Below are 26,027 nucleotides of genomic sequence, written 5' to 3'. Positions count from 1 at the left end.
GTACGTTGTTATCTAGTGTCATCTTCAACCTTCCTATCAAATGAATGAATACAATACTATGGCTATCTTATACGTAATATCCTTATAGTTTTTTGCAATTTAACATAAATAGGTGAGGCCTGCTTGATGTTGATAGCAATTTTTTTGCTAGTAGATACTGGCAGACCTCTGATGCACTACTATTAGAGTGATTTACTCTGACCACGCTCATTGCTATAGTCTATCCAAAAGTCCGCATTATCTATTCCAGCCTTTCTAGGGTCAAAGACAGGATTGATGCCTAATTTCATCTGCTCGTCGTAGTCTTTTAGAACTTTTAGAGCAACTTTACTTAGAAGTAAAATAGCGATAAAATTTAAATAGCACATACTGCCAAACCCTATATCACCTAACGCCCACATCATACCGATCGACTGGACACTACCAGTAAAACAAACGATTAAAAATACCAGCTTGAGTACGTGCTTGAGAATGGGGTAGCGCAGTTTATTATCCAAATAGACCAACGTAGTTTCGGCAATATAGTAATAGGCAACTAGGCAGGTAAAGGCGAATAAGAAGATAGCAATCGCAACAAAGCCACTTCCATACTGATTAAAGACAGTAGATACAGCCGCTTGGGTGAATGCCGTGCCAGCTTCAACACCAGGCATATTACCAATTAGGGTTACACCTTCAGGGGTCACTACGTTATACATGCCAGTTGATAGGATCATCAGCGCCGTTGCAGTACATACAAGCACCGTATCGATGTAGATAGAGAAACTTTGTACTAAGCCTTGTTTAGCAGGATGTGATACTTCGGCTGCCGCTGAGCTAAAGGTCGCCTCGCCAGCACCCGCAACATTTGAGAAAACAGCACGGCGTACGCCCCAAGAGATTGCGGTTCCAACCATACCGCCAAACACTGCATCCATGCCAAAAGCGCTTTTAAAGATAAGTGCAAGCATTGCAGGGATATTTTGAGCGTTAAATGCCAATACAATTACCATCATGAGGATATAACCAATTGCCATGACAGGGACGACTTTTCCTGCAAAATTAGCAATACGCTTCACACCGCCAAATATAATGATGCCTAAGAGTACGACAAGGACAACACCTGTTACAACGGGCGGTATATTAAATGCGGTATTAAAAGAGTCCGCAATGGTATTGGCCTGTACACCAGGCACTAATACGCCGTAAGATAGACAGGTCACGATAGCGACGATGATAGCAAAAGGTTTTAGCTTTAATCCTCTTTCAATATAAAACGGCGAGCCACCACGATATTGATCACCGACCTTATGTTTGTATACCTGCGCTAAGGTAGACTCAATAAAAGCGCTAGCACCGCCTAACACACCCATGAAAATCATCCAAAACACCGCCCCAGGGCCACCTGCTGCAATGGCTGTTGCAACCCCAGCAATATTACCTACACCAATACGTCCTGATAGCGCCATACAGAAAGCTTGGAAGGAGCTGATCCCTGCTGTTGAGCTTTGTTTATCGAACAACAGCTTGATCATTTCTTTGAAATAACGGATTTGTACGGCACGAGTCATAATCGTAAAGTAGATGCCAACACCTAACGCAAGATAAACTAGGGCATCACTCCAAATATACCCGACGATAGTATTGATGATATTTTCCATAACTCTACGTCCTTGTAATGTTTTCGGTTATGCTGACTTGGGTGTGGATAGTGGACAATATCAGTTTTTAGTTCACCAACCAGACAGTTTTGGTTTGGGTATACTGTGATAAGGCCTCTAAGCCATTGTCACGACCACCGAAGCCAGATTGTTTATAACCACCGAAAGGTGTCGTAATATCGCCCTCAGAGAAGCCATTAATTGAGACGGTACCAGCTTTAATAGCGGATGCCACACGAAAGGCGCGATGGATGTTCTGTGTATAGAAGGAGGCAGCGAGCCCATAGTCACTCTGATTGGCGAGTTCAATAGCTTCATCTTCGGTTTCAAAACTTGTGAGAGCTAAAAGTGGACCAAAAACCTCTTCTTTAAACAGCGTCATGTCTGGGCTGACATTATCAAAGACGGTAGGCTCGATATACCAGCCACTACCGAGTTCATCGTGGATACGTCCACCTGCGATCAAACGAGCACCCTCAGCTTTGGCAGTATTGAGATGCGATATTACTTTCTCAAAATGCGCTTTTTCGATCATTGGCCCAATAGCGACCTCGGGATCGTAAGGATGACCAACCTTCCAAGACTGAAGACCTTCTTTTAATAGCGTTAACAACGCTTCTTTTTGGCTAGAGTGGACAAGTAAACGTGAACCACAGCTACAGTTTTCGCTCATATTCCAAAAGGCAGCGGATAAAATATGCTCGATGGTTTGTTGATTAATAATGGCATCCGCAAAGACGATTTGAGGGCTTTTACCACCACACTCTAAGACGACTTCCTTAAGGTTGCTTTGTGCAGAGTACTGTAGAAACAGTCGACCGACTTCGGTTGATCCTGTAAAAGAAACCATATCAACATCCATATGTTGACCGAGTGCTGCACCCACTTCTTCACCAAGTCCGCAAACTAACTGCAATGCCGCTTTTGGCACGCCAGCCTCGTACGCCAATTGTGTTAATCGATATGCTGAGAGTGAGGTCAATTCAGCAGGTTTAACAATGACTGAGTTGCCAGTTATTAATGCGGGTGCAACTTTCCATGCATACATTTGTGCTGGGAAATTCCATGGTAGTACTGTACCCACTACACCAATGGGCTCTTGTACCACAAGGCCTAGCGCATCAGCACCAGTCGGAGCGACCTTGCCAAAAACTTTATCAGCCGTTTCGGCGTACCATTCAAAGGTTTCAATCGTAGCGGGCAGGTCAGTGTTGAGGCATTCTGTAATAGGCTTGCCTGCATCGACGCAATCTAAGGCAGCTAACTCATCTATATGCTCATGCATTAACTGACACCAGCGCTGCATGATAGCTTTGCGCTCTGCAGGAGACATCCGTCGCCACTCACCATGTTCAAAAGCATCTCGGGCTGCCGCGACCGCCGTATTAACATCTTGCCGACTTCCACTAGCAATACTACCTATGCAGGTATTATCAATAGGGCTGTAGTTGGGGAGTGTTGTCTCAGATACTGATGCTGTGGTATCTATTAAATGGCCTGCCCAAAGCTGTTGGTTGCTGGCGAGTTCAAAGACTTGCGCTGTGGTCATACTCATTAGATTGTCCTTTTCTATACAATGGTAGGAACGATAAGAATGGTGCGATGTATCAAGACAGAAGTGCTAAAAATGACTGAGTCTCTTCCTTTGACATATCAGTCAAAGGTAGTCGTACTGACCCAATGTTGATGCTCCCGTTGATGCAGCCTGCTTTGGCTTTTTGGTTATAGTTTCCAGACTCCATAGAGTGGATAGCCGGATACATAGCTGTCATCAGCTCTTTAGCACGGTTCCAATTACCTTTTTGTGTGGCTTCAAACAGTGCGACTTGTTCTGCTGGAAATACGTTAGCCGCACCAGCGATCCAGCTCTTAGCACCCCAAAAGAAGAAATCTACTGGTTGGTCGTCACAACCACAAACCACTTCAAAGTTTTCAAAATCAGCCTGTAGCATACGTAATGCATGGCTAAAATCGCCACTGCTTTCTTTGACACCTACAATATTGGGATGCTCAGATAAATGCGCAACGGTTTCAAATTCAATGCTTACACCGACGCGTGCTGGAAAGTTGTACATAATGATAGTTAGGTCAGTGGCATCAGCGACAGTTTCAAAATGCGCAATAATACCGTCTTGGTCTGGTAGGCTATACGGATTGGCTGATAACATTAAGCCGTCGTAGCCCAAGTTTTTGGCTTGGTGAGCAAGTTCGATAGAATGATTGGTCGATAAACTGTTAATACCTGCAATCAGAGTGACTTTGTCTTTGGCAGCGTCAGCGATAGTGGTCAAAACCAGCTCACGCTCTGCAGGCGAGAACGTGTAGTATTCACCCGTTGTACCGCAAGCTACGATTCCGGTAACGCCTTTTTCTATGAATACATTGACCAGCTCGGTTAACTTTTGAGTATCGATATCTCCATTAATATCGAAAGGAGTAACGATAGGGACTAAAACGCCATGAATGTTCATATAAATATCCTTATTTGGAAGTAAAAGCCGTTAGTAAGCCATGAGCTGTTAGCGACGTTGTTGGCTCTATAAGTTGTCATAGAGATAAGATGTTCGAGTATTATTTAAAAGATTTACGTTTGAAGCGGTTTAGACGATAGGCAGTAGGATCTACCATGGCAGTATCGCCAAAATATAAAGCCGCAATTATCTGTGCGCTTACCACAGCTTGGGTCAGACCTAGATGCTGATGACCAAAGTTTAAAAAGACTGAATTACGTCTATCTATGATGGGTAGTGAGTCTGCTGTAGAAGGTCTAAACCCCATCCATTGCGTATTACTATTACTATCTAGTGGGGTCTTTAGCATTGCTTGAGCTTGTTTCAACAGCATATTCGCACGGTTCATGTTTGCTGGCGCCTCAAGTCCTGCATACTCAACAGTGCCAGCCAAGCGCAACCCTTTTTCCATTGGTGTCATAATAAAGCGGCGATCCATGCTAGAAACAGGGATATTGAGACGCTGACTTTCGTTAGGAAGCATCAGGTGATAGCCTCGCTCTGTATCCATTGGTACTGAGACACCTGTGAGCTGTTTGGCTAAGACTTTAGAATGCGCCCCTGCCGCGATCATAACTTTGCTGGCATGAAGCTGCTTTTGTGTCGTCGTCAAACGAATACCATCAGTTATTACTTCCGCGCTCAGAACACGGCAATTTTCATAAATTTGACCACCAAGAGCTCTAAAAATAGTGCTCAATTTATGGGTAATAGCTTCTATATTGGTAAAATGACCTGTCTCTGGAAAAAATAAAGCGCCTAGTTGATTGTCTCTTAAAGCAGGCTCAAGATCTGTCAGTGCTGATTGTGAGAATAGGCTGTTAGAGACACCTAAACTATTTAAGCGTTGACCGTGTTCAGTCAGCATTTTTAGACTGTTAGGTGTCTCTGCGGTTAAGACAGATCCTTGTATTTGTACCCAAGCATGTAACTGCCACTCTTTGGCAAAATCTTGCCAAGCTTGAAGGCTCTGTGCATTTAATGCCAAAAGCGCTTGGTGACTGCGTGCAAACGGTTCGGTACGCATATTAAGCAATAGCTGAAACGCCCATGGTGCTAAGCGTGGAAGGTAGCGCCAATCTATCCGCAGAGGCCCTTCAGGGTTGAGTAGCATGGCAGGAACATGTCGTAAGATACTGGCATCAGCAATAGGGAAAACCTGTTCAGTGGCAATGTGGCCTGCGTTGCCATAAGTTGCACCGCGGGCAATTTTATCGGCTTCCAAAATTGCAACTTTTACCCCACGAGACTGTAGGGTAACCGCAGCACATAGTCCGATAATGCCACCACCGATGATATGTATATCAAACACTTGTGTGTTCATGAGAGTCTCGCTTTTTTGACCTTGCTGAGCAGTGATTGGTTACTTCCTAGAAGCCGTACAAACTGGTATTTATAAAGAAATACCCCATTTGAACGGATCGCTGTCTTGAACGATGAGAGAGGTCTCTGCACATACGTAGGCGTACCCTCGGATCGTGGGGATAATAGTATTGATTGGGTAGTTATGAAGAGAGCTATGATTACTAAGTACATCAATAGGCTGATAGATAGCACTAAAGACACTGCCAATGATGCTTTGCTGATACCAAGTCTCACCAGGCGCGAGTGCATTGTCTGCGGCTAAGCAAGCCAATTTGGCACTGGTGCCAGTACCACAAGGAGAGCGATCGTAGGCAGATCCGGGGCATAATACGAAGTTTTTGCTGTTAGTGCCGGCAAGATCACTCTTGCCAAACAATTCTATATGATCAATTTCGCCATTGTCAGCACCCGTGATTCCAGACTTATGAAGTGCTTTTTTAATCTGTATGCTAAATTGAGTAAGTGCCTTAACATTATTGGCTTCAATAGCCTGCTTATGATCGTTGACTAAGAAAAACCAATTACCACCCCAAGCGATATCTCCATAGATAGGACCGATATTGGGTACTTGAACTTCTACTTGTTTTTGGTAGCGATAAGAGGGGATGTTCTGGACGCTACAACTACCATCATCATGCAAGGTTGCTTTAACTAGGCCTACGCTTGTTTCTAGATAGTGATCACCAGCGGATATTTTTTGTTGATAAGCTAGAGATGCAATAACGCCGATCGTGCCATGGCCACACATACCTAAATAGCCATGATTATTAAAGAAGATCACACCAGCCGTGGCACGAGGATTAGAAGGCGGACACAAAAGCGCTCCGACAAGCACATCATTACCACGAGGTTCTAGAATAATACTTTGACGCAGATGATCGAAATTCTGTTTGAAGTCTTGAAGTTTTTCTTGAATAGATTGCCCTCGAAGCTCAGGAAATCCTTCATACACCATACGAGTAGGTTCACCGCCAGTATGCGAATCAATAATCTTAAGAGTGAAAAGCGTATCAAACATGACTGCCTACCTGATTCATCCGTGAGTTAATATGATGTTAGCGTTATTCATAAATGAACAAGGCGTAAATATAGAATGACGTTTTTCAGAAATGCAGTCTTGATGTTTTTATATGAATAAATGCGCATTTCTGCACAGGTTATATAGATATTTAGGAGTATAAATATTGTGTAGTACCCTAAAATAATTGAAAAGCTCAACGATAAGCTTGAGATGCTATATGGGAATATACCGATGCGGCCGTTAGTATTAGAAGCACCTACCAAACAACTATCAAAACACCTACAGACTTATCAACCAGCCAATTTTGATGAGTTTGTTGGTAATATATCGTTATTGATACCTCTGTTTGATACTATGAAAAATGTGGTGTTTTTTGTTAAAGATAGCCAAGCATGCTATCGATTAGTCAGTAAAACGCTCGTTAGACGTAGCAGGCTTAAAAACAAAAAATCGCTAATAGGACTGACTACAGAGCAAGTATTTTTAAAATCTCAAGGCAAGGATTATCTCAATCAGGATCTGAGAGTATTGAGGGAAGGTAGGGAGATTGTTGATAAACTAGAGCTTCATAGTTATGCATCAGGACAGTTAGGATGGTGTATCACGCAAAAAGTCCCCGTCTATGATGTAGAAAACAATATTGTAGCGATGGTAGGTATATCAGTAGATATTGATGAAGATAACGAGCGGATATTACGCAAGCACGCTCGGTTGGCAAGCGTAGATCAATACGTACGAGACAATCTTGATCAAAAAATTAATATTGGTCAATTAGCGAAATTGGCAAACCTTAGCCAATCGCAATTGGAGCGTACCTTCAAAGCAGTACTGAATATGTCACCCATTCAATTTGTACAAAAAATGCGTCTAGAGCATGCCATTCGACTATTAGCGAATTATAATCTAACAGTAACTCAAGTCTCCTTAAACTGTGGATACGGTGATCATAGTGCCTTTAGTCGACAGTTTAAGCAGTTTACTGGCATGTCTCCTATGAGCTTCCGTAAAGTACATTTTAAGGAAGCATAAATAAAAGCAAAAAATATGGTTTTTGACTCTAAAATAACTCTCTAACGACTCCGAAGCTCATCTATATAATCTGCCCAATCTTGCATCATCTGTACCCTAGTATCGATTTCATCAAGTCTGTTGTAAGCCCCGCCATGTGTGTCTTTGATACGATGACCCAGCTGTAACTCTGTGACGATGTCAGAATAGCGTAGTTCAGGCTGTTCCATGAGCAAAGTTTTCGCCGATGCTCGAAATCCATGCGCACATTGCACGTCTTTGTATCCAAGCCGGTGAAATATCTGCACCAACGTCGCTTTACTAATATAAGCATTGCTTGAGCCACGCATCGAGGCAAATACATATTCCTTATGCCCTGTGATTGATTGAATATCTCGTAGACGTTCGATCACTTGCGTGGCTAGAGGAACAACTAAGTGTGAGACCATGTCATCGCGACCTTCGCCCTTGGTCGGGGAGAACGCCCATACATTGTTATCCCAATCGATATCATCCCAACGCATCGAGCGCAGATCGATACTACGTACAAACACATAAGGTAATAAGTTCATTGCCTCTAATGTGATCTTACTTGCACCTCTAAAATCAGACATATCTTTTAGAAGTGTCGCAAATTGATCTGGTTTGGTAATGGCTGGCAAGTGATTGCCTGAATTCGCAGGTGCAAGCTCACCACGGGTATCAATTGCCACATTTCTATCGCATAACCCTCGAGCAACAGCGAATGAAAACACTTTTTCAGTATATAAACGAGTGCTCGCACCAACGAAGGTGGCTTGATTGTCATTATTCTGAATCGACTCACACACACTTAGTATCATCTCGCTGGTGATATCGTCCATTCTTAAATCACCAATTTCTTGGCACATATATCCTAGACATAAGTCCCAGAAATTGAGAGTTGACTCACTGTATGACGGTTTTTTAGATTTATTTTGATTGCGACCTGCTGTTTTGTGTTCTCGCCATGCTTGGGAAATTTCAGAAAATGGAGCATTTTTTAGATGGGTATATTTATTGGTTTGCTCTTTTTGCTGGATAGCTTTTGGGTCAGAGCCTTTTGCAACCATATCAAGGATAGTGTCTGCTTTATACTTAACCTCATGTAGACTAACATCCTCAATCTTACCCAACATCATCCTAGGGCGTTTGCCCTCGATATGCGGATGGGAATATCGCAAGTAATATTCCTTTTTACCATTTGGATAAATACGAAGACTTAAGCCAGCCACACCTGAGACACTGACCGAATAATCTTTGTCGCGGCATTCGAGCTTGTTGATATCGTTTGCAGTATCGATAGCCATAATGTATATCCGTAATACGATAAGTAAGGTAAATAATAGGTTTATGATTGATGAGTTATAAAAAGACTCTTCTGTAGAGAAATATAGAAGTATTGGACACTGTCATGGACACTGGTATTAGATTAATACTTTCATTAAAACCTTATGGAACAATGGTTTTAATACTTAATTATCCCCAAGGTTCACTTGGGGATAATTATAGTATAGTGGAGAAAGAGGGAGTAAGCTATTTTTTTTGTTGATATATATGGCGTTTGAAGGAATAAACTTCATATAGATTAAAAGTAAGAGTGCTGTTTGCTATTGGCAATAGAGTCCTTCGACATATTTGCACGAAAAACCGTGCTCCTGTACTCGCACAGAATACCTTAATCAGGGTGATAGTACTGTTCTGTGCAAATTTGGAAGGTATCAACTCAATGCTTTAGATTAAGATATCTCAGTAAGAACGAGAGATGTTAGAAAAGACCAATGAATGTTTCACTAATCAGGAAGGCTGTTTTGGTGACTCTAAATGGAAACGTAGTTAGCTATGATAATAGCAGCTATAAGGTGTATATAGACTTGGACTTACTGAGATGCCAAGTAGGAGTATTATCAGAGCTTGTATACGTTCTTATCAATGATATAGAGTAATAGGCATTCAGAAGGGTTATTGCTTTTACTTTGAGCTGATTGTCACTTGGTGGCTAATACTTCTGTACCTAACGTAGTTCAAGCACATTCGCATTAATCAGGAAGTCGGCTAAGCTACCAACAATCGATTGATGAGTGATTTGTTTATTAGGTGATGATTAGGAGTGACAGATTATTCAGAGGGCTTATTGTGCAGTATGAAGGTAGTAAACTTAGCAATGATGAGTAGAACAAGTTTATCAAACAGGTTAACTAGCGACATGGTTTAATACGTTAAGCTCGATTACAAATACAATAGGATTAATGATAGCTCTGTACATTAACTCCTTAAGACAGCTCAGCTAGTAACTGTATTAGTGGTGATGAAGATGACTTTATGAATAGGTAATACGTATGAGAATTAATCAATCATCAACCAATCTTTATTTAATCAATCATCAACCAATCTTTATAGGGATTTATCATATAATTATAATCCCATGAACTTATTGTATGGTACCCTTAGTTTAACATAATATACATTATGCGAAAACAAACCAACGGTTTTGATAGTTGCGCATAAAGCCATTTACAGTATGTTATTTTATAACTTAACTTAGATTTAATCTTAGTTATAGGTTTCTACTAGCGACAATTATTAAGTAAATGCTCACGCAAAGTTTTGCCGTTCTGATCTAAAATTACATCTGATACTTGGCAATCAATATTATTTTCGTCACGATCATCACATGACAACTCATAATAAATATCGCCACCTTGCGCCAAGTTAACCCGAACCAAACCTTTCTCAGTTATTGAAAAATTTTTATCTTGTGTATAATCAGGATCTTGCGAGTTCCAAAGTACATCGTAATCTATATTGCAGGACGTCTGAGTTTTATCAAAATACGCTTGCTCAAGTTGCATGGTCGCTTGTAAGTCAGCATCTGCATATTGTTGCAGTACTATAGGGTTACTCATACCTTGATCATCAATATCTTGTTGGTACATTTTTATGATGGTCGCAATCTTTATATCAGTCATCTTACTTTGTTTCTGATCTGCTTTTGATACATCCGCTATAGCGTTATCGATAGTCATCAGCTTTATGGTCAATAGTAATATCAGCGATTTATATGTTGGCATCTTATTCTCTGCGAGCTTTTATCCTATAAGTGTTATGGTCTATTACATCATACCTATATTAGGACTTTGCTATATTATCGTATCATTCAGGCTAACTTGCCCAAATATCAATTACATAGCGATTTTATGGTATTTTCTTATATCTGCGCGTAACCATTTATAGTGACATATTTTTTGCTAATAACCGTGCTAAGGATCATTTTATGATGACATTGCCTGTTTTTTTGAAGAAAAAATCTACGACATTAGCTTCTAGCAGCCTTGTTTTATTCGCTCTGGCTGCTACGGGTTGTCAGTCTACCCCTGAATCCAGTGAAGCTATTGTATCTCAACCAACCAGCAGTTCATCAACATCTAGTAATACTGATATCAGTCAGCAAATCCTTAGACAGCAAGCGTTACACATTCAGCAAGCACTGGCCAATGGCGACTATGCCAGTATTGCTAACGACATTCATCCTACACGCGGCGTTCGTTTTTCGATGTATGCTTATGTACGGCCTGAGACAGATAAAGTTTTTAGTCGAGATCAATTTACACAATACTTGCAGCAGTCAAATATTCAATTTACTTGGGGCGAAAAAGACGGCACAGGTGATCCATTAGTCATGCCATTACCTACTTATTTGGATACTTGGGTCAATGCGAGCGTATTTAATGATAATTCTACGATAAGCTTTAATAGCAGCCAATCTATAGGCAATAGTATCAATAACTTAAATAAAATATATAAAAATTCTGATTTTGTTGAGTTTTATAGTAACGGTAGCGAAGAATATGATGGAATGGATTGGCGTGCGATACGTTTAGTATTTGATGAATATCAAGGTAAACATTATCTCGTAGCAATCATTAACGATCAATGGACGATTTAGAGTATATAAAACGATTAACTAACAAATTTATAAGCTGATTTTTAACGGGCAGTCTGCTCTATCTGATTGTAAATACAGTATATATTCAAATATAATTATGTATTTTGCAACTAAGGTTATATATCCGCTTGAATGGTTATTGATACGGCTGTTGATATGGTTTTTAATAAAAATATTGTGTATTAGCCCTCTAACGACAGCATATTCATAATTAGCTTAATCAAGGTTTCTTTTTGATTGGGGTCAGATTCCGCGACCAGTAAGGTTAATGCTGCAAGCCCGGTATTATTGATAACCATGTCACCTTTGTCATTTAGCAGTCGATGGTTACGGTGTAAAAAATCTACGAACAAAAAAGCACCGCTGCGTTTGTTGCCATCGGTAAAGGGATGGTTTTTTACCATAAAATACAGTAGATGCGCCGCTTTACTCTCGATAGTCGGATACGCAGGCTCGCCAAAGACCGTTTGCTCTAAGTTGCCCAATACACTGTCCAAGCCATCACCACGAGGCTTAGCGAATAATTCAGTCGCCTCACCCCTATCTATCAGCTGCGCTTTCAAATTCGTCAGCGCTGACATCGCCTCAGTCGTACTGGGTAGTATGCCACCATCTTGTCCTGCAGGACTGTCAAGTAAGCCTTCATCATAGCGCTGCAACCATAAGAACGTCTGCGTATAACGGCTGATAATCTCAACTAATCCACGTCCTTCATCGGTTTTGAGCTCGGGGCTTTGCGCGGTTTTTTTGATTAAATTTAACGCTTGTTGTAGCTCGCTTGAGTTTTTATCGAAGCGCTGTTGATTGAGTGTATAACCTTGTACCAAGTACTCACGCAGACGCTGCGTTGCCCAACGTCTAAATTGCACGCCTTGAGGAGATTTGATGCGATAGCCTACTGATATAACCACATCTAGATCATAAAAGGTTACTGGACGATCTGAATTTGCAATATGCATTTTTTGCATATTGCTTTTTTCAACGACTTCTTCATCGTTTATGGCGTTATTAATATGGCGAGAAATCACTGATTGATCACGACCAAACAACTCAGTCATTTGTGCTTGTGACAGCCAAACTGTCTCTTGCTCAAAGCGCACATCTACTTGCGCCTTTCCATCAGCACTTTCATAGATCTCTACTGTTGCCATGTCGTCATTTATCGCGTTAATCACCGCAGCTTCCTAATCCAATATGCTTATGCTGTCTTAAATACAGCTTACTGTCATCATCTCTATAAGTATCACTCATAAAGGTGTCTGACGAAAGAACTTTACCATAATGTCATAAATATCTGGATAAGCATCTACCAGTTTTTGTGGCGTTTCAAAGAACACCTCGCTGAGAACAGCAAAAAACTCCGCAGGATTGGTTGCGCCATAGCGGTCTAAACCCGATTTTCGATGTGTTTGAAAGTCTTCAAAATCGCGACTCATGATCTGTGTCCAGTTCTCAGGATTCATATTAGGTTGCATCGGCGGAAAGCCGTTGGCACGACCATTCATCATATCAAGCTTATGGACAAACTCATGAATGACGACATTGTGCCCATCACGCTCACCTGAGTGCTTGGCATCTTTCCATGAAAGAATAACAGGCCCTCGCAGCCATGCTTCCCCACTACGGTGTTGACTGCCTTCGTGGACGATACCAAACTCATCTACCGTGGTGCTGTCACTTCTGTATGAGCCAGGGTAAATAATAATTGACGACCAGCCAGCATACCACTCAAGGCCTAAGTTCAGGATCGGCAAACATGCTTGCAGTGCAATCGATTGTCTGACAGCATCGGTAATCTCAAAACCTTGTGCGCCAGTGATGGATTTATCAGCCAAAAATAACGTTGCTAGCTCAAACAGGTGTGACATCTCGTCGGTACTTAATCGATCCAATATGACGATACGTTTGGCTGCCTGTTGCCAATCAGCCTGAGTAAATTCACTATTGTCCAGTATACGCTGCTCCTGCCAGTCTTTTATGATGCCAAACATATTTTTATCTCCTCGAGTCTTATATCTCACAACACTGAAATAACTCAGCCTAGCATGTACCTGCTTGCCAGCAATACACCAATATCGTTATTAAACAGGCTTGATAGCATCCAACTGCACTTCAACCACACGAAGTGCCATGGCCTTCCAATCTAGGTCCAACTCATCAGCGAACACCACATGGTGACTGATACTGACGTACCCGTGTACGATTGCCCAGATATCTAATGCTATTTGCCGACGTTCCGTCATGCTAGCACCTTCTGGTAAATAAGAACCCGCCACTCGAACTAACTTTGAAAACGCGCTATCTCTTGCAGCGATAGCTTCTTCAGAGGGCTGATATCCTGCATCAGATTCCCCAAAAATCAGCCGATAATGCGCTTCGTATTTCTCGCCTACATTGAGATATCCTAGACACGCTTCTAGCACTTGCTCTTTACTTGCCTTACCCTCCGGAATAACATCCATGGCTTCACGAACGAGATTAAACCCTTCTATGTACAGCGCATCTAGTATGCCTTGTTTACCTTGAAAATGACTGTATATACCGATGGTGGACAGTCCTGCCCGCTTGGATATAGCGCGTACACTTAAGGCATCGCCGCCCCCTTCTAAGAAAAGATCAGATGCTGCGTTTAGTATTTTGGTTCTAACATCCATTAGGTTCTCACTATGTCTTGACAATTATAACAGTGTTATTCTAGTATATAACACTGTTATAAACAAACGATTATGGATTGATTGTATTGGTAAAATCTAACTTAAGAGTAAGGACGCTATGAGTATTCAACAGCTAGAAACGGATTATTTAATTATTGGTAGTGGCGCAGTAGGTATGGCTTTTGCCGATGTGCTGCTCACAGAGACAGATGCCAACATTATCATCGTCGATAAGCATCATAAGCCAGGTGGTCATTGGAACGACGCTTATTCATTTGTCACCTTACATCAACCATCGTCTTTTTATGGCGTGAGCTCACGTGAACTTTGCGGCGGTACGATTGATAAGATTGGTCTAAATAAAGGTTTGTCTGAGTTGGCGTCAGGTGCAGAAATTATGGCGTACTTTGATAAAGTCATGAAGCACACGTTTTTACCAAGTGGCCGTGTGAAGTATTTCCCTATGTGTGAGTATCAAGGTGACGGTAAGTTTTCATCGTTGCTGTCTGATACCAGCTATAAGGTTAAGGTCAATAAAAAAATCATCGATGGCACCTATTTCAAAACCTCAGTACCAGCGACGCATACCCCAAACTTTGAGATTGCAGACGGTGTTAAGTTTGGCCCATTAAATGACTTACCAAGTATGAGCAAACCTCGTGATGGTTACGTCATCATCGGCGGTGGTAAAACAGGTATTGACGCAGTGTTATGGCTATTAGAGAACCAAATTGACCCAGATCATATTACGTGGATTATGCCAAGAGACGCTTGGCTGATCGATCGTAAGAACACCCAGCCTTCTCATGATTTTTTTGTGCATACTATAGGGGCGCAGGCTACTCAGGCAGAAGCGATTGCTGAGGCTGAAAACATCGAAGACCTTTTTGATCGTTTAGAAAAAGGTGGCGTATTAATGCGTATTGATCCAAATGTACGCCCGCAAATGTTCCATGGCGCTACCATTAGCAGTGAAGAGCTTACGCAGTTGCGTAGGGTTAAAAACATTGTGCGCAAAGGTCGCATAACTCGCTTAGATACAGACAGGATTTATTTTGGCGATGACAGCATCGCTAGCACTCCTAACACGATGCATATCGATTGCTCAGCACGAGCGGTACCAGTGACAGAGACGTACGATGTGTTCAAAGGTGATACCGTGGTGGTGCAAACCATACGTACCTATCAGCCGGTATTCAGTGCCGCATTTATCGCCCACATTGAAGCCAATTATGACGATGAAAACATCAAAAATGAGTTATGCCAAGTGGTGCCAATCCCAAATCATGATACGGACTTTTTGGTTGGTCTTGTTAAACAAATGCAGAATCAAATGCGTTGGTCAAAAGAGCCTTTACTACGTGAGTGGATGATCAACAATCGCTTAGATGGCTTCACTAAATTGGTACGTGCCAGCGAAGATACGCCACCTGAAGAGCTAGCTATCCTTAAGCGTCTAAAAGAAGCAGGCCCAAAAGCCGCTGCAAACATACCCAAGCTCATGGGTGAAGTCATGCAAATAACGGTAGCACGTCAAGCCAGCACCTCTAATACCTAAAAAGAACAACTACCAAGGAAGCTACTATGCAAGAATTTCAAACCCACAAAGCAAACCTTACTCAGGCTCGTCTACAAGAGACGCCGCTACACACTCTCGGTGATGGCGAAGTACGTGTCAAAGTCGATCGCTTTGCTTTTACTGCGAATAATATTACTTATGCCGTCATGGGTGACCAATTACGCTATTGGCAGTTTTTCCCGCCCAATGGCGACGAGCCTGAAAAATGGGGCATTATTCCAGTATGGGGCTTTGGCGATGTTATTGAGTCCAATAGCGATGCACTACCTATCGGTGAGCGCTTATTCGGTTACTTCCCGCCCGCCAATGAATTAATTATAACACCCAAGCGAGTCACCCAAACCAGCTTACTCGATGGTAGCGCCCATCGTGCCGAGCTACCACCTGGCTACAATATGTATCAGCGCGTTAATCATGAACAAGGCTATGACCGCGCCAATGATAATCAGCGCATGCTATTGTTCGTATTGCACCTGACCTCATTCTGCTTACATGATTTATTAAAGAGTAATAACTGGTTTGGTGCAGAGCAAGCGGTGATTATCAGTGCATCGAGCAAGACCAGTACTGGCTTAGCATACGGCCTATCTGATGATAGAGACGCACCACACGTTGTCGGTCTCACCTCAAATCGTAATATAGATTTTGTTAAGTCAATCAATGCCTATGACAGTGTGCTTAGCTATGACACGCTTGAGCAGATTGATGCGACCAAGCCGACGGTTATTATAGATATGTCGGCCAACACTGATGTGCTTAGTCGTCTACATAGACACTTAGGTGAAAACATGCGCTACACCAGCAATGTTGGTCTTACACACTGGGACGAACCACGTCATGCCGAAGGTATCATCCAAGAACGTAGCCAGCAGTTTTTTGCGCCCAGTCATGTACAGCAACGTATGAAAGAATGGGGTCCTGAAGCGTTCAATAAACGCTCTATGCGCTACATTATGGATAGCACCGCAAAAACTAGTGAGTGGTTGAAAATCCAAGAACTTGAAGGGATCAATGGCTTGCTAGAGGTTTATAAAGACATCTGCGAAGGCAAAATAACTGCTGATGAAGGTTTGGTAGTAGTTATGGATGACAATGAATAAAATGACTGAACTATAAACTGTTACTTATTAAGCGTTAGTAACATAAAAAGCAGAGAGCTTATTCAATAAGATCTCTGCTTTTTTGTGCATTATATATCGACTGAAGACAGACGCCCTACTCATAACTCTTAAGCTTAGAAGCTGTCGTTTAAATTGCGGTTTAATACACCCATCCTTCGTCTTTTAGATAGTTATGCAGCCCTTCAGCGAACTGTCTGTAGCCTGCAGCATTGGCATAAATTTTATCAGATTTTAGTGCATCATCTGACAGTACCGTTGACCAGCCGTCAGAATACAGCGGTACGCCTTCAGATTCTGCAATGTCTTTATATAGTGGATTATCACTGGCTTTGCCAAACAAGGCGCTGGTACTGAGATGCGGCTCAGCGATTAAAACAACGTCAATATTTTTGAATTGTAAGGTGTCTATAGTCGCGATGATATTGGCACGAGTAGTATCAGGCGCAATGCGTTGTAGTACATCATTACCACCTACACCGAGTAATACCAGATCAGGGTTCTGCTGAACAACCTTATTTACTCTATACAACACGTCTGCAGAAGTGTCACCATTAACTCCTGCATTGATGACGTTCCATTTACTTAGCTCTGCTAGCACCGTAGGATACGCTGTTTCATCATTTGCGCCATAACCATAGGTCAATGAGTCACCGAGTGCGACCACCGTACTACCTTCAGGTAAGGCAGTCTGTGTCGGCTCACTACCACAGCCTGTCATACCAACAGTAGCGGCAAGTCCTATGCTTGCCAGCGCTAAAAACCTACCACCTAGATGCATATGTATTCCACTCCTATACTCCGATTAATTGAGATAAATCTATTTGTATTAATAAGTTGGTATTGCTTAAAACTCATTATCTAACTTTTGTTGTATATTAATAAGTATACGTTGTATAGTGAATAAAGGGGATAGATTACCTGTTCAGCGCAATACCACTGTTACACGGCTTAGCATAGACAGTGTATTCATCATAAAGTATAACTTTACCAAGGATACGTGAGGTATTTATGAATAAAACAGCATCTCAAAGCCAGTCTACCGATAACGTTCGAAACACAGAAAACGCTGACCATCCAGCCCAAATCCAGAGTCAATCCATCAAAGCGCCCAATGCCACTACTGAAAGTCCTGTTTCAACGACGGTCAAAGATACTTTAGAAAAACTAGAAAAGAACCCACAACGACGGTCAAAGATACTTTAGAAAAACTAGAAAAGAACCCACAAAGTTTTGATGAACTACAGATCAGCAAAGGTCAGTATCGCCCAGTGGCACAAACCGTTGGCAACTGGCTTGATAATATCAACATGGATGCCCTCAACTATCTAAACGAACAAGCCGAAAACATCTTTTATCGTAAAGGCGTCACCTTTACCGTCTATAGCGATGCCAAAAACATCGAGCGAATGATACCGTTTGATATTATTCCTCGCATTATCGCTGCCAGTGAGTGGCGACAGATAGAAGCTGGTTGCAAGCAGCGCATTACCGCTCTCAATGCATTCTTGCACGATATCTACCATGACCAAGCAATCATGAAGGCTGACATCGTGCCTGCCAGCTATGTTTATGCCAGCGGCTGCTATGAGCCTTGGATGATGGGTATCGAATTGGATAAACCAATCTACTCACACATAAGCGGTATTGATTTGATCCGTGATGAGTCTGGCAAGTTCTGTGTGTTAGAGGATAATCTACGCACCCCGTCAGGTGTCTCATACATGCTTGAGAGCCGTAAAATATCCGAGACACTCTTGTCTGATATGTTTTCTGACACTACTATTATGGAAATCAGTGATTACCCCAATCGTCTCAAAGCCTGTCTTGCTAGCTCGACGTCCAAATATGATCCACAAATCGTTATCTTAACGCCTGGTCGCTTTAATAGCGCCTACTATGAACATGCATTTTTAGCACACGAGATGAATGTACCTCTAGTACATGGTTATGATTTGGTAGTTGAGGACAGTAAAGTCTACATGCAAGGTATTCGTGGCAAAGTACAAGTCGATGTGATCTACCGACGCATTGATGACCCCTATATCGATCCGCTAGCCTTTCAGTCTGAATCGATATTGGGTGTCTCAGGTCTGATGAGCGCTTACCGTGCTGGTTACGTCGTTATCGTGAATGCGCCAGGTACAGGCGTAGCTGATGACAAGAGTTTATATCCCTTTGTACCAGATATGATTAAATTCTATCTAGATGAAGAGCCTATTCTACCCAATATAGAAACCTATCAATGCCGTAAGCCTGGTGAGCTCAAATATGTACTTGATAATTTAGATAAGCTGGTCGTAAAAGAAACCCAAGGCTCAGGTGGCTACGGTATGCTTATCGGTCCGACATCCACCAAAAAGGAGATTGAGGAGTATCGTCTGCGCCTACTTGAAAATCCAGCTGGTTTCATTGCCCAACCGACTATCTCGTTATCTACCAACCCTACCGCTGTCAGCGATGGCATCGCACCGCGCCACATTGATTTGCGTCCTTTTGTTCTCAGTCACGGTGATGGTTCAGTAGATATTGTGCCAGGTGGCTTGACTCGTGTGGCCATGGTTGAAGGATCCTTAGTCGTCAATTCGTCTCAAGGTGGTGGTATTAAGGATACGTGGGTCGTTGATGACAGTCACATGCAGTCTTCGACTAAAAAACCAAACTGCAACGGTCAGGCTGGCAAATGCTTGCCTTTATCATCAGATACTAACACCTCAGATCACGCCAACTATTATGATCGTGTACAGCCTCTAGAAGCAGGCTATGAGATGCTAGATGACGCACCAATGATCTTACTACTTTCCACTGCCAGTTATTTAATATGGCTAGGCCGATATAGCGAACGTCTATATTACTATGATGATGTCATGAAAAAACTGGTCAAAGACGATCTCAAAAAATCACAGCTTAAGCACTTAATCAGTCATTTAGGGTTTGACGCGGATGTGGATGAATCCTTTAAAACTATGAAAGCACAGATGCTGTCTGATTTGGAGCGAAATATCATACCTAACATCGTTCAATCTATAGATGACAATGTGCAAGAGGCCAAAGGCGTCATTGGCAAAGATACCGCTGAGTTATATAACTTGATTAAGCGGCTTTCAAGCGCTGGCACCTATCGGGCAGCGACCTTGCAGCTACATGCGTGTAACGCCGCTATGAAACAAGAGCATCCGACAGTGACTTGCTTTTGGCAATTAGGCCGTCATTTTGAGCAGCTTGAGCGGGCTGTGCTATTGGAAGAGGACTCAATAGAAGTCAGTCTTGAATTTAAGTACTGGATCAATGAATTACCAGAGAATACGCGATGGCGTGAGCTGACACGTCTGGCTAACCAGATGATTAGATCGAAGAAATTTAGTGATTTTGAGCTGATTAGTAAAGAGTTTAATATCATTTTGCGTCAAGGTGTCTAGTCGAAAGATGATTATAGGTAATAATGATACAGTCGATTCAAGATAATCCGGATGCTAGGAAGGCAGGTAACAGTACTGCCAATAGTAGACTAAGTAGGACTGACGCTATATCCGATTTATATAGGATTGACTATACATATGAAATAAACAGAAAAATAGGAAGCTATCATGAAACTTCGAATCAGCCATCAAACCAACTATTATTACGGCGAGCTTGCACAGCGCAGTGTTCAGTATATACGCATGACTCCCATGCAGATGCCGCATCAAATCATTCATCAATGGGAGGTAATGCTCCCTAAAGTGGCGACCAATCAAAAAGATGGCTTTGGTAATGACTGGCTCACGCTAAGCCGTTAAGCCGTAATGAGGCGCATAATAATTTGCAAATGCAAGCATCAGGTATCGTGGAGATTGATACAGAAACTCAACGTCTAGAGGATATGGATTATGTCCCCTATCTGCTGTTTACCGTACAAACACCATTGACAAAATGTTCACAAGAGATGCGCGAGTTTGCGGCGCCTTATCTAAAAAAAATCACCCATGATAGCTTAAAAGCGATGGCCAATGCCCTTATCATGAAAATGCCTTTTGTGAAAGATGTGACTCATGTAGGTACAACCGCCACTGAGTCTTTTGCGACAAGCGCGGGCGTGTGCCAAGACCACACCCATGTATTTTTAGGCTGTTTACGTGACCAGCATATTCCAGCACGCTATGTGTCAGGCTATCTATATGACGAAACCGAAAACCATATGGCAAGCCACGCCTGGGCAGAGGTTTGGTTAGACGGTTACTGGTACACCTTTGACATCTCAAATCAGCTGTTTCAACCAAGCTCTCACGTCTACGTTGCTATTGGTCGAGACTATTTAGATACTGCCCCTGTACGCGGTATACGTATGGGTGGCGGTTACGAAAATCTTTACAGTCAAGTGTTAGTTTCAAGGCTATCATAAGCTATTTCTTATGCTTGTCTTCAACAAGGATCTGTTATGACTTATTGCGCTGCTATTTGTCTTAAAGAAGGAATGGTTTTCGCTAGTGACACTCGAACCAATGCTGGCGTTGACCATATTTCAACCTTTAGAAAGCTTTATCAATATGGCGTTGAGGGTGAACGCTTTATGGTATTGCAGACCGCTGGTAGTCTAGCCACATCGCAAGCGGTATTTAACAAACTGCAAAATAATATTGATCAGCGTCTTGAGAGTAACCTCAACACGGTATCGACTTTATTTGATGCCGCCCAAATGGTTGGCGAATGTATGCGTGACATTATGAATCATGCTAAAGCAGTCGCGAATACTGATGTTGATGGCGCGTTTACTAGCTCTTTTATGCTAGGTGGTCAGATTAAAGGGCATCCACCTGAGTTATACATGATTTATCCTGAAGGCAACTGTATCAAAGCCACTGAAGATACACCGTTTTTTCAATTGGGTGAAAGCAAGTATGGCAAACCCATTCTAGATCGTTCTGTCAGCTACAATACGGATGTGAAGCATGCCGCACGTGCGTTGATGCTGTCATTTGATTCAACCATCCAATCTAACTTGTCAGTAGGTATGCCAATAGACTTTGTACTCTATACCAATGATAGCCTAACCCTGCCTACTGGCCGACGTATTGATGAGAGTGATGCATACTTCAATAGCATTCGTCGTCAATGGTCAGAGGAGCTACGTCGTATTTTGGTCGAATTACCTAAATGTCCTGATGGGTATTGGATATAGATTTTTTTGTTTTCAGATATTATTTAGGAATGCATTTTATTAATTCATCAATAAAAAACCGGGGTTAGACTGCATAAACAGTCTAACCCCGGTTTTGATTTAAAGGCCTTGAATGTCATTATAATAATGTCACACTCAATTGTTGTGTAATCTACCTCATGACCTGGTACATGGAAGACTCACTGGACTGCACCTAGAAAAAGGCCCTAGTGCATTAGCTCAATCACGATTGCGTGATTGCGCCAGCGAGCTAATGACACTAGGGCCTTTTTCTAGGTATTAGCAGGACTGAAACAGTCTTCCTTGGGTAAAATGTAATGGCTTGACTCGTGGACGACGCAACGTCGCCCCTCACCGTAAACGGTGAAACGCTAAATCTCACAACCCGTTAAGTTTGCCTCATAATAGTTATTATTGTCAATGTATAATTGCAAAAAAATCTAAGCGCGACGTTATATGTCGTAACCCATATGTTTACTTACAAAAGTCCTTGATATTTTTTTCGAAACGCGCTTTTATAGTGCTACAAAATTACGAGCACCGACAAAATAAAAATTAAGGCAAGTTTCTATGAGTCTGTCATTTTCACAAATTCAGCAAGCTTGGCAAGCCCAAGATCCAAGTTTGGTCGATAAATTATGTACATTGGCAACTCAAGCTGATGCGATTCCCGAGACACCCATCCCCGAACGTGAATTGACGTTTGATCGCTTTTTGGACAAGATTCTAAGTCATCAGTTTCGGGAGAAAAACCCCGAAGTACAGTTTGCAGAGCGTGTGGCAATGATTGCCAAACTCGAAGCAGACGAAGGCATCTACCCCTTACCTGACCGTTACAAAATCCATTTGATACTGACTGCGCTATGGGAAGATGGTAGCGCGTACTCTAGAGCCATATTAAAACAAGCTATCAGTGAGTTACCAGTCAACTACGGTGTGTGGAAAGGTTTAAAACGTATTTATAAGCAGGCTGAATTTTCTCAAGATTATGAGATTTTTGGACAAATAGCTGCCAAGATTGATTTACAACGTTTTGATCAGACGCCTAGCGCCAATGTTAGCTTCGCCACCAAGACCTATATGAGCCTCAGAGCATGGCGTTATTTGCGCCAACTGGGGCAGCAAATGCCGATTGGCTATATTGATGCTGCTGTCTGTGTACTCGCCAGCTATGACGGAACCATGACAGCAGGCAGTCCTGAGCAAACGAGCAGCTGGGTGCTCAATCATATTTGTTTCCACAATAGCCTTGATTATGGCGTCAATCGATTTAGCAATCGCTCCCCTCGCAAGCTATTTGATGCAAAAGGTCGTGCGTTTTCTGAGGCGTGGCAACGAGATCCTGAACCACTTATTCAACTATTGGCTATCGCAAAAAATGAGGCCGTCAGACAGTTTGCAACCGATAGCCTAAAGCATGATTTTAAAACCCAATTACGTGATGTAAGTAGCGACACACTGCAATATCTATCGGCTGGTAAGGCGCATAGTAAAGCGCGTGATGAGATGATTGTTTGGCTACTAGAAAACTCACCTAATTTTGAAAAGTCTAAGTTTCAGACATTGGGCTTACATCAAGTCGTACTACAACTACTTCATTCAGACTATCCTGCTGCCTACCAATATGCGATTGGCTATGCCAAAAGCTATGCTCAAGACTTATCACTCACTGAGCTGATGCTACTGGCGATGTCAGATTATGAGCCTGTTAGAACCTTTGCAATCAATAATATATTAAGTCGTAACCCTATTGCAGATATTGGTGTCAATGGTTGGGGGCAGCTATTAGACACAGAGCATCACCATCAAACCGCTAGCAAACAACTCAGCAAACACTTTACGAGACGCGACTTAACTCCTGAGTGGTTTTTTGAACGGTTGACTAGTAGCAGACGGTACAGTGTTAAGTTTGCCATAAAAAAACTGCCTGAGCTTTATAGTGCCAAAGAATTAGGAGCTGAATACTTTATTCGCGTCGCCCAGCAACTAGATATATCAGCAGCATACGATTTCTCTGCTCATGATGACAGTTACTGCATGCACTTTGCGTTAGAGCAGCTTAGGCGTTTGGATTTGAGTCAAATAAATGCTTCCGTATGGCAAGTGCTGTTATTACATCCATTGTCACAATCTACTGTTATCGATTGGATTGATGAAGACGTGCTATCAGCCGCAGCGCTTGATATGAGCTATTGGCATGCGCTTGCTTATGAGCCTGATTGGCAAGTATCTGAATATATTGAACTATTAAAGTCCACTAGTATTATCAATCTTATAAGTAGTACTGATAATCAAGGTTTATCTCCTACTTCTGAACCTATCAAAAATTGGCAAAAGCAATTAGACTTTGATGAATACTTAGCAGAAAATGTGCGAGATTGGCTGTCTGATGTACGCCGTTTTGCGCCGATAGATCTAGGTTTTGACTGGCTTATGAAGCTAGCACATAGTGAGCAAGCACTCTATCGTGAATTTGCAATTGAGCGTATCAACAAAGGTTTCTTGCCTGCCGATTTTGTTGCATATCTCGATAATGACAGTAATGAAGAAGGCAGCCCTACTGACAGCGCTTCTAGTGATAGCACTACAGGCTCGAGTAGTAATGCAGATGTTGCTACTGAAGTAGATTTGTCCGGTCAACGGTATTTGTTCACGGGCAAGATGCAAAGCATGACACGTGGCGAGGCCGAAAAAGTCGTGAAAGCAGCTAATGGTGCTATTAGTAGCGCCGTCAATGGCAAGCTAGATTATTTGGTCATTGGGGATGATGGATCACCGCTATATGGTAATGGCCGTAAAGGCAGTAAACAGCTAAAAGCTGAAGGTTTGATCGCTGATGGTGCGGCACTAAAAATCATCTCTGAAACAGCGTTTTTACAAATGCTAAGTGGTCAATCACGAGAAGTGTCCGAAGATGATATTTTTGCAGGTGCAAATGCCTTGTGGCACATGGCAACAGATGATGCTACTGCGCCTATCAGTGAGCTTGCGATCAGCTACCTAAGTCATCATCATGAATATATTTGTATGGCGTTGACAGACAGACCTGTTGATCCTGATGCGATTATCCCTTCTTCGTTCTTCGATGCTGAGCGCGTCATTCCTTTATTACAACAGCGTAACAGCCAGCTGCGAGATTTTGGCTTACTGCTGAGCGAGTATGAGATGGCGACGTGGCAACCAACGCCAGCTCTATGGCTCATGATAGCTGAGTCGCCTTATACTGAGGTCACTGAGCTGTTAAAACGTGCGCTTTTAGATGAACCTTCCGTTACCAATCGCCGTTACCACGTCCAGTCAACACAACTGAATGCCGATATGTTAAATGCTTTGATTGAAAGCAAAGCACGAGTTGCTCGCCAAATCGGTATCACGCTGCTACAGCGTCACGCTCACTTCCAAGAAGTGCAGTCTTTATACCAACTGACTCAAAGCACAGACCGTGAAGTACGTTATGCTGCTGTGACCATGCTATGGAAACACTACAAGTCGCGTCACGTGTCTCCAAACTGGCAACCAACCAGTAGCGATAAAGAAGTTGTACAAGATAAAGACAGCAACACTCAACCAGTCATAGAAGATCAGCCAGTAAAAACAGCAGAGAACTTGCCTGCAGAAGTCGATCAGTTATTAATGCTGCTACGCCGCGGGCTATTTGAGCTACCGCCTGGTCGTTTGGGCGGTTCGCAAGAACCCAATACTAGTGCTAGCAATAAACAACAACGCTATTCAGATAAAAGTACGGAGACAGCTGATACGGGTAGCAATATCACGCTAAAACCTATATCTGCGAGTCGTGCCAAACTGGCATTGATTGAGACTTTTCGTGATGTGGCATTGGCTGATAGTACCTTTGCGGCGCTCATTATGCCGACACTATTCACCTTTACGCACTCAGCAGGCAAGATGGAGCGTCATGCGTGTCTGGTTGCAGTCACACGATTGTTGCATCGCTATCCTGAGCTATCCAACAACCTACAGACGGCTGCTTCTGCTTAACGGCTTTAGCG

Annotated in this window: 21 protein-coding genes; 10 read left to right on the top strand and 11 right to left on the bottom strand. The window is 42.4% G+C overall.

From position 1 onward, the window contains the following. Positions 1-182 precede the first annotated feature (182 nt). The 5 genes from ACT3QN_RS08910 to ACT3QN_RS08890 form a co-directional block, all read right to left on the bottom strand. A complete protein-coding gene (locus ACT3QN_RS08910) occupies positions 183-1,640 on the bottom strand; it encodes an alanine/glycine:cation symporter family protein (protein WP_444522547.1) in 1,458 nt (485 codons plus the stop codon). A 67-nt stretch (positions 1,641-1,707) separates the two neighbouring features. Further along, positions 1,708-3,195: an aldehyde dehydrogenase gene (locus ACT3QN_RS08905; RefSeq protein WP_444522548.1), complete on the bottom strand. Its 1,488-nt coding sequence runs from the start codon at positions 3,193-3,195 to the stop codon at positions 1,708-1,710. A 52-nt stretch (positions 3,196-3,247) separates the two neighbouring features. Beyond that, positions 3,248-4,111, bottom strand: a complete 864-nt coding sequence (gene dapA, locus ACT3QN_RS08900; RefSeq protein WP_444522549.1) for a 4-hydroxy-tetrahydrodipicolinate synthase — start codon at positions 4,109-4,111, stop codon at positions 3,248-3,250. Between the two features lie 100 nt (positions 4,112-4,211). Further along, complete coding sequence (locus ACT3QN_RS08895; RefSeq protein WP_444522550.1) at positions 4,212-5,474, bottom strand: NAD(P)/FAD-dependent oxidoreductase; 1,263 nt, start codon at positions 5,472-5,474, stop codon at positions 4,212-4,214. A gap of 69 nt (positions 5,475-5,543) precedes the next feature. Continuing rightward, entirely contained in the window at positions 5,544-6,533 is a 990-nt protein-coding gene (locus tag ACT3QN_RS08890; protein ID WP_444522551.1) for a proline racemase family protein, read from the bottom strand. Positions 6,534-6,767: 234 nt separating this feature from the next. Between ACT3QN_RS08890 and ACT3QN_RS08885 the strand changes: the two genes are divergently transcribed. Next, complete coding sequence (locus tag ACT3QN_RS08885; RefSeq protein WP_444522552.1) at positions 6,768-7,565, top strand: helix-turn-helix domain-containing protein; 798 nt, start codon at positions 6,768-6,770, stop codon at positions 7,563-7,565. A 41-nt stretch (positions 7,566-7,606) separates the two neighbouring features. On the opposite strand, the gene ACT3QN_RS08880 is transcribed toward ACT3QN_RS08885, so the two are convergent. After that, positions 7,607-8,872 carry a tyrosine-type recombinase/integrase gene (locus ACT3QN_RS08880; protein ID WP_444522553.1) on the bottom strand — a complete coding sequence of 422 codons (1,266 nt, stop codon included), beginning with the start codon at positions 8,870-8,872 and terminating at the stop codon, positions 7,607-7,609. Positions 8,873-10,132: 1,260 nt separating this feature from the next. After that, entirely contained in the window at positions 10,133-10,633 is a 501-nt protein-coding gene (locus ACT3QN_RS08875) for a hypothetical protein (protein ID WP_444522554.1), read from the bottom strand. Between the two features lie 203 nt (positions 10,634-10,836). Here ACT3QN_RS08875 and ACT3QN_RS08870 point away from each other — a divergent pair, with 203 nt between their 5' ends. Beyond that, positions 10,837-11,508 carry a hypothetical protein gene (locus ACT3QN_RS08870; RefSeq protein ID WP_444522555.1) on the top strand — a complete coding sequence of 224 codons (672 nt, stop codon included), beginning with the start codon at positions 10,837-10,839 and terminating at the stop codon, positions 11,506-11,508. 182 nt (positions 11,509-11,690) lie between these two features. Here the strand turns inward: ACT3QN_RS08870 and rhuM are convergent, their stop codons facing one another. The 3 genes from rhuM to ACT3QN_RS08855 all read right to left on the bottom strand — a co-directional run bounded on the left by rhuM (position 11,691) and on the right by ACT3QN_RS08855 (position 14,162). Further along, the gene (gene rhuM, locus ACT3QN_RS08865; RefSeq protein ID WP_444522556.1) at positions 11,691-12,683 is read right to left on the bottom strand and encodes a RhuM family protein; all 993 of its coding nucleotides are present in this window, start codon (positions 12,681-12,683) and stop codon (positions 11,691-11,693) included. A gap of 72 nt (positions 12,684-12,755) precedes the next feature. Beyond that, positions 12,756-13,499 (bottom strand): zinc-dependent peptidase, encoded by a 744-nt coding sequence (locus tag ACT3QN_RS08860; RefSeq protein WP_444522557.1) that lies wholly within the window; start codon positions 13,497-13,499, stop codon positions 12,756-12,758. Positions 13,500-13,589: 90 nt separating this feature from the next. Continuing rightward, positions 13,590-14,162 carry a TetR/AcrR family transcriptional regulator gene (locus ACT3QN_RS08855; protein ID WP_444522558.1) on the bottom strand — a complete coding sequence of 191 codons (573 nt, stop codon included), beginning with the start codon at positions 14,160-14,162 and terminating at the stop codon, positions 13,590-13,592. A gap of 118 nt (positions 14,163-14,280) precedes the next feature. Between ACT3QN_RS08855 and ACT3QN_RS08850 the strand changes: the two genes are divergently transcribed. Together ACT3QN_RS08850 and ACT3QN_RS08845 are read left to right on the top strand one after the other, a co-directional pair. Continuing rightward, positions 14,281-15,720, top strand: coding sequence for an NAD(P)-binding protein (locus ACT3QN_RS08850; protein WP_444522559.1), 1,440 nt, complete (start codon positions 14,281-14,283; stop codon positions 15,718-15,720). Between the two features lie 26 nt (positions 15,721-15,746). Next, complete coding sequence (locus ACT3QN_RS08845; RefSeq protein ID WP_444522560.1) at positions 15,747-16,841, top strand: DUF2855 family protein; 1,095 nt, start codon at positions 15,747-15,749, stop codon at positions 16,839-16,841. 160 nt (positions 16,842-17,001) lie between these two features. On the opposite strand, the gene ACT3QN_RS08840 is transcribed toward ACT3QN_RS08845, so the two are convergent. Continuing rightward, complete coding sequence (locus tag ACT3QN_RS08840; RefSeq protein ID WP_444522561.1) at positions 17,002-17,640, bottom strand: GDSL-type esterase/lipase family protein; 639 nt, start codon at positions 17,638-17,640, stop codon at positions 17,002-17,004. Between the two features lie 230 nt (positions 17,641-17,870). On the opposite strand from ACT3QN_RS08840, the gene ACT3QN_RS08835 reads away from it, so the two are divergent. The 6 genes from ACT3QN_RS08835 (at position 17,871) to ACT3QN_RS08810 (ending at position 26,016) form a co-directional block, all read left to right on the top strand. Continuing rightward, a complete protein-coding gene (locus ACT3QN_RS08835; RefSeq protein WP_444522562.1) occupies positions 17,871-18,065 on the top strand; it encodes a hypothetical protein in 195 nt (64 codons plus the stop codon). 65 nt (positions 18,066-18,130) lie between these two features. Further along, entirely contained in the window at positions 18,131-20,278 is a 2,148-nt protein-coding gene (locus tag ACT3QN_RS08830; protein WP_444522563.1) for a circularly permuted type 2 ATP-grasp protein, read from the top strand. Positions 20,279-20,446: 168 nt separating this feature from the next. Continuing rightward, complete coding sequence (locus ACT3QN_RS08825; protein ID WP_444522564.1) at positions 20,447-20,638, top strand: transglutaminase N-terminal domain-containing protein; 192 nt, start codon at positions 20,447-20,449, stop codon at positions 20,636-20,638. Positions 20,639-20,667: 29 nt separating this feature from the next. After that, positions 20,668-21,240, top strand: coding sequence for a transglutaminase-like domain-containing protein (locus ACT3QN_RS08820; RefSeq protein ID WP_444522598.1), 573 nt, complete (start codon positions 20,668-20,670; stop codon positions 21,238-21,240). 36 nt (positions 21,241-21,276) lie between these two features. Beyond that, positions 21,277-22,017 carry a peptidase gene (locus ACT3QN_RS08815; RefSeq protein WP_444522565.1) on the top strand — a complete coding sequence of 247 codons (741 nt, stop codon included), beginning with the start codon at positions 21,277-21,279 and terminating at the stop codon, positions 22,015-22,017. A gap of 570 nt (positions 22,018-22,587) precedes the next feature. Then, the gene (locus ACT3QN_RS08810) at positions 22,588-26,016 is read left to right on the top strand and encodes a BRCT domain-containing protein (RefSeq protein ID WP_444522566.1); all 3,429 of its coding nucleotides are present in this window, start codon (positions 22,588-22,590) and stop codon (positions 26,014-26,016) included. The last annotated feature ends 11 nt before the right edge of the window (positions 26,017-26,027 follow it).

The organism is Psychrobacter sp. AOP7-C1-14, assembly GCF_052376135.1.
Classification (GTDB): domain Bacteria; phylum Pseudomonadota; class Gammaproteobacteria; order Pseudomonadales; family Moraxellaceae; genus Psychrobacter.
This window is presented reverse-complemented; position numbering and strand designations above follow the sequence as displayed.

Excerpts from the sequence above, each read along its gene's own strand:
- ACT3QN_RS08885 (WP_444522552.1), top strand. The coding sequence starts at position 6,768 with ATGCGGCCGTTAGTATTAGAAGCACCTACCAAACAACTATCAAAACAC.
- ACT3QN_RS08835 (WP_444522562.1), top strand. The coding sequence starts at position 17,871 with ATGAATAAAACAGCATCTCAAAGCCAGTCTACCGATAACGTTCGAAAC.
- ACT3QN_RS08855 (WP_444522558.1), bottom strand. The coding sequence starts at position 14,162 with ATGGATGTTAGAACCAAAATACTAAACGCAGCATCTGATCTTTTCTTA.
- ACT3QN_RS08815 (WP_444522565.1), top strand. The coding sequence starts at position 21,277 with ATGACTTATTGCGCTGCTATTTGTCTTAAAGAAGGAATGGTTTTCGCT.
- ACT3QN_RS08845 (WP_444522560.1), top strand. The coding sequence starts at position 15,747 with ATGCAAGAATTTCAAACCCACAAAGCAAACCTTACTCAGGCTCGTCTA.
- ACT3QN_RS08910 (WP_444522547.1), bottom strand. The coding sequence starts at position 1,640 with ATGGAAAATATCATCAATACTATCGTCGGGTATATTTGGAGTGATGCC.
- ACT3QN_RS08905 (WP_444522548.1), bottom strand. The coding sequence starts at position 3,195 with ATGAGTATGACCACAGCGCAAGTCTTTGAACTCGCCAGCAACCAACAG.
- ACT3QN_RS08825 (WP_444522564.1), top strand. The coding sequence starts at position 20,447 with ATGAAACTTCGAATCAGCCATCAAACCAACTATTATTACGGCGAGCTT.
- ACT3QN_RS08860 (WP_444522557.1), bottom strand. The coding sequence starts at position 13,499 with ATGTTTGGCATCATAAAAGACTGGCAGGAGCAGCGTATACTGGACAAT.
- ACT3QN_RS08870 (WP_444522555.1), top strand. The coding sequence starts at position 10,837 with ATGATGACATTGCCTGTTTTTTTGAAGAAAAAATCTACGACATTAGCT.
- ACT3QN_RS08850 (WP_444522559.1), top strand. The coding sequence starts at position 14,281 with ATGAGTATTCAACAGCTAGAAACGGATTATTTAATTATTGGTAGTGGC.
- ACT3QN_RS08875 (WP_444522554.1), bottom strand. The coding sequence starts at position 10,633 with ATGCCAACATATAAATCGCTGATATTACTATTGACCATAAAGCTGATG.
- ACT3QN_RS08895 (WP_444522550.1), bottom strand. The coding sequence starts at position 5,474 with ATGAACACACAAGTGTTTGATATACATATCATCGGTGGTGGCATTATC.
- ACT3QN_RS08890 (WP_444522551.1), bottom strand. The coding sequence starts at position 6,533 with ATGTTTGATACGCTTTTCACTCTTAAGATTATTGATTCGCATACTGGC.
- ACT3QN_RS08880 (WP_444522553.1), bottom strand. The coding sequence starts at position 8,872 with ATGGCTATCGATACTGCAAACGATATCAACAAGCTCGAATGCCGCGAC.
- dapA (WP_444522549.1), bottom strand. The coding sequence starts at position 4,111 with ATGAACATTCATGGCGTTTTAGTCCCTATCGTTACTCCTTTCGATATT.
- ACT3QN_RS08810 (WP_444522566.1), top strand. The coding sequence starts at position 22,588 with ATGAGTCTGTCATTTTCACAAATTCAGCAAGCTTGGCAAGCCCAAGAT.
- ACT3QN_RS08840 (WP_444522561.1), bottom strand. The coding sequence starts at position 17,640 with ATGCATCTAGGTGGTAGGTTTTTAGCGCTGGCAAGCATAGGACTTGCC.
- ACT3QN_RS08820 (WP_444522598.1), top strand. The coding sequence starts at position 20,668 with ATGCAAGCATCAGGTATCGTGGAGATTGATACAGAAACTCAACGTCTA.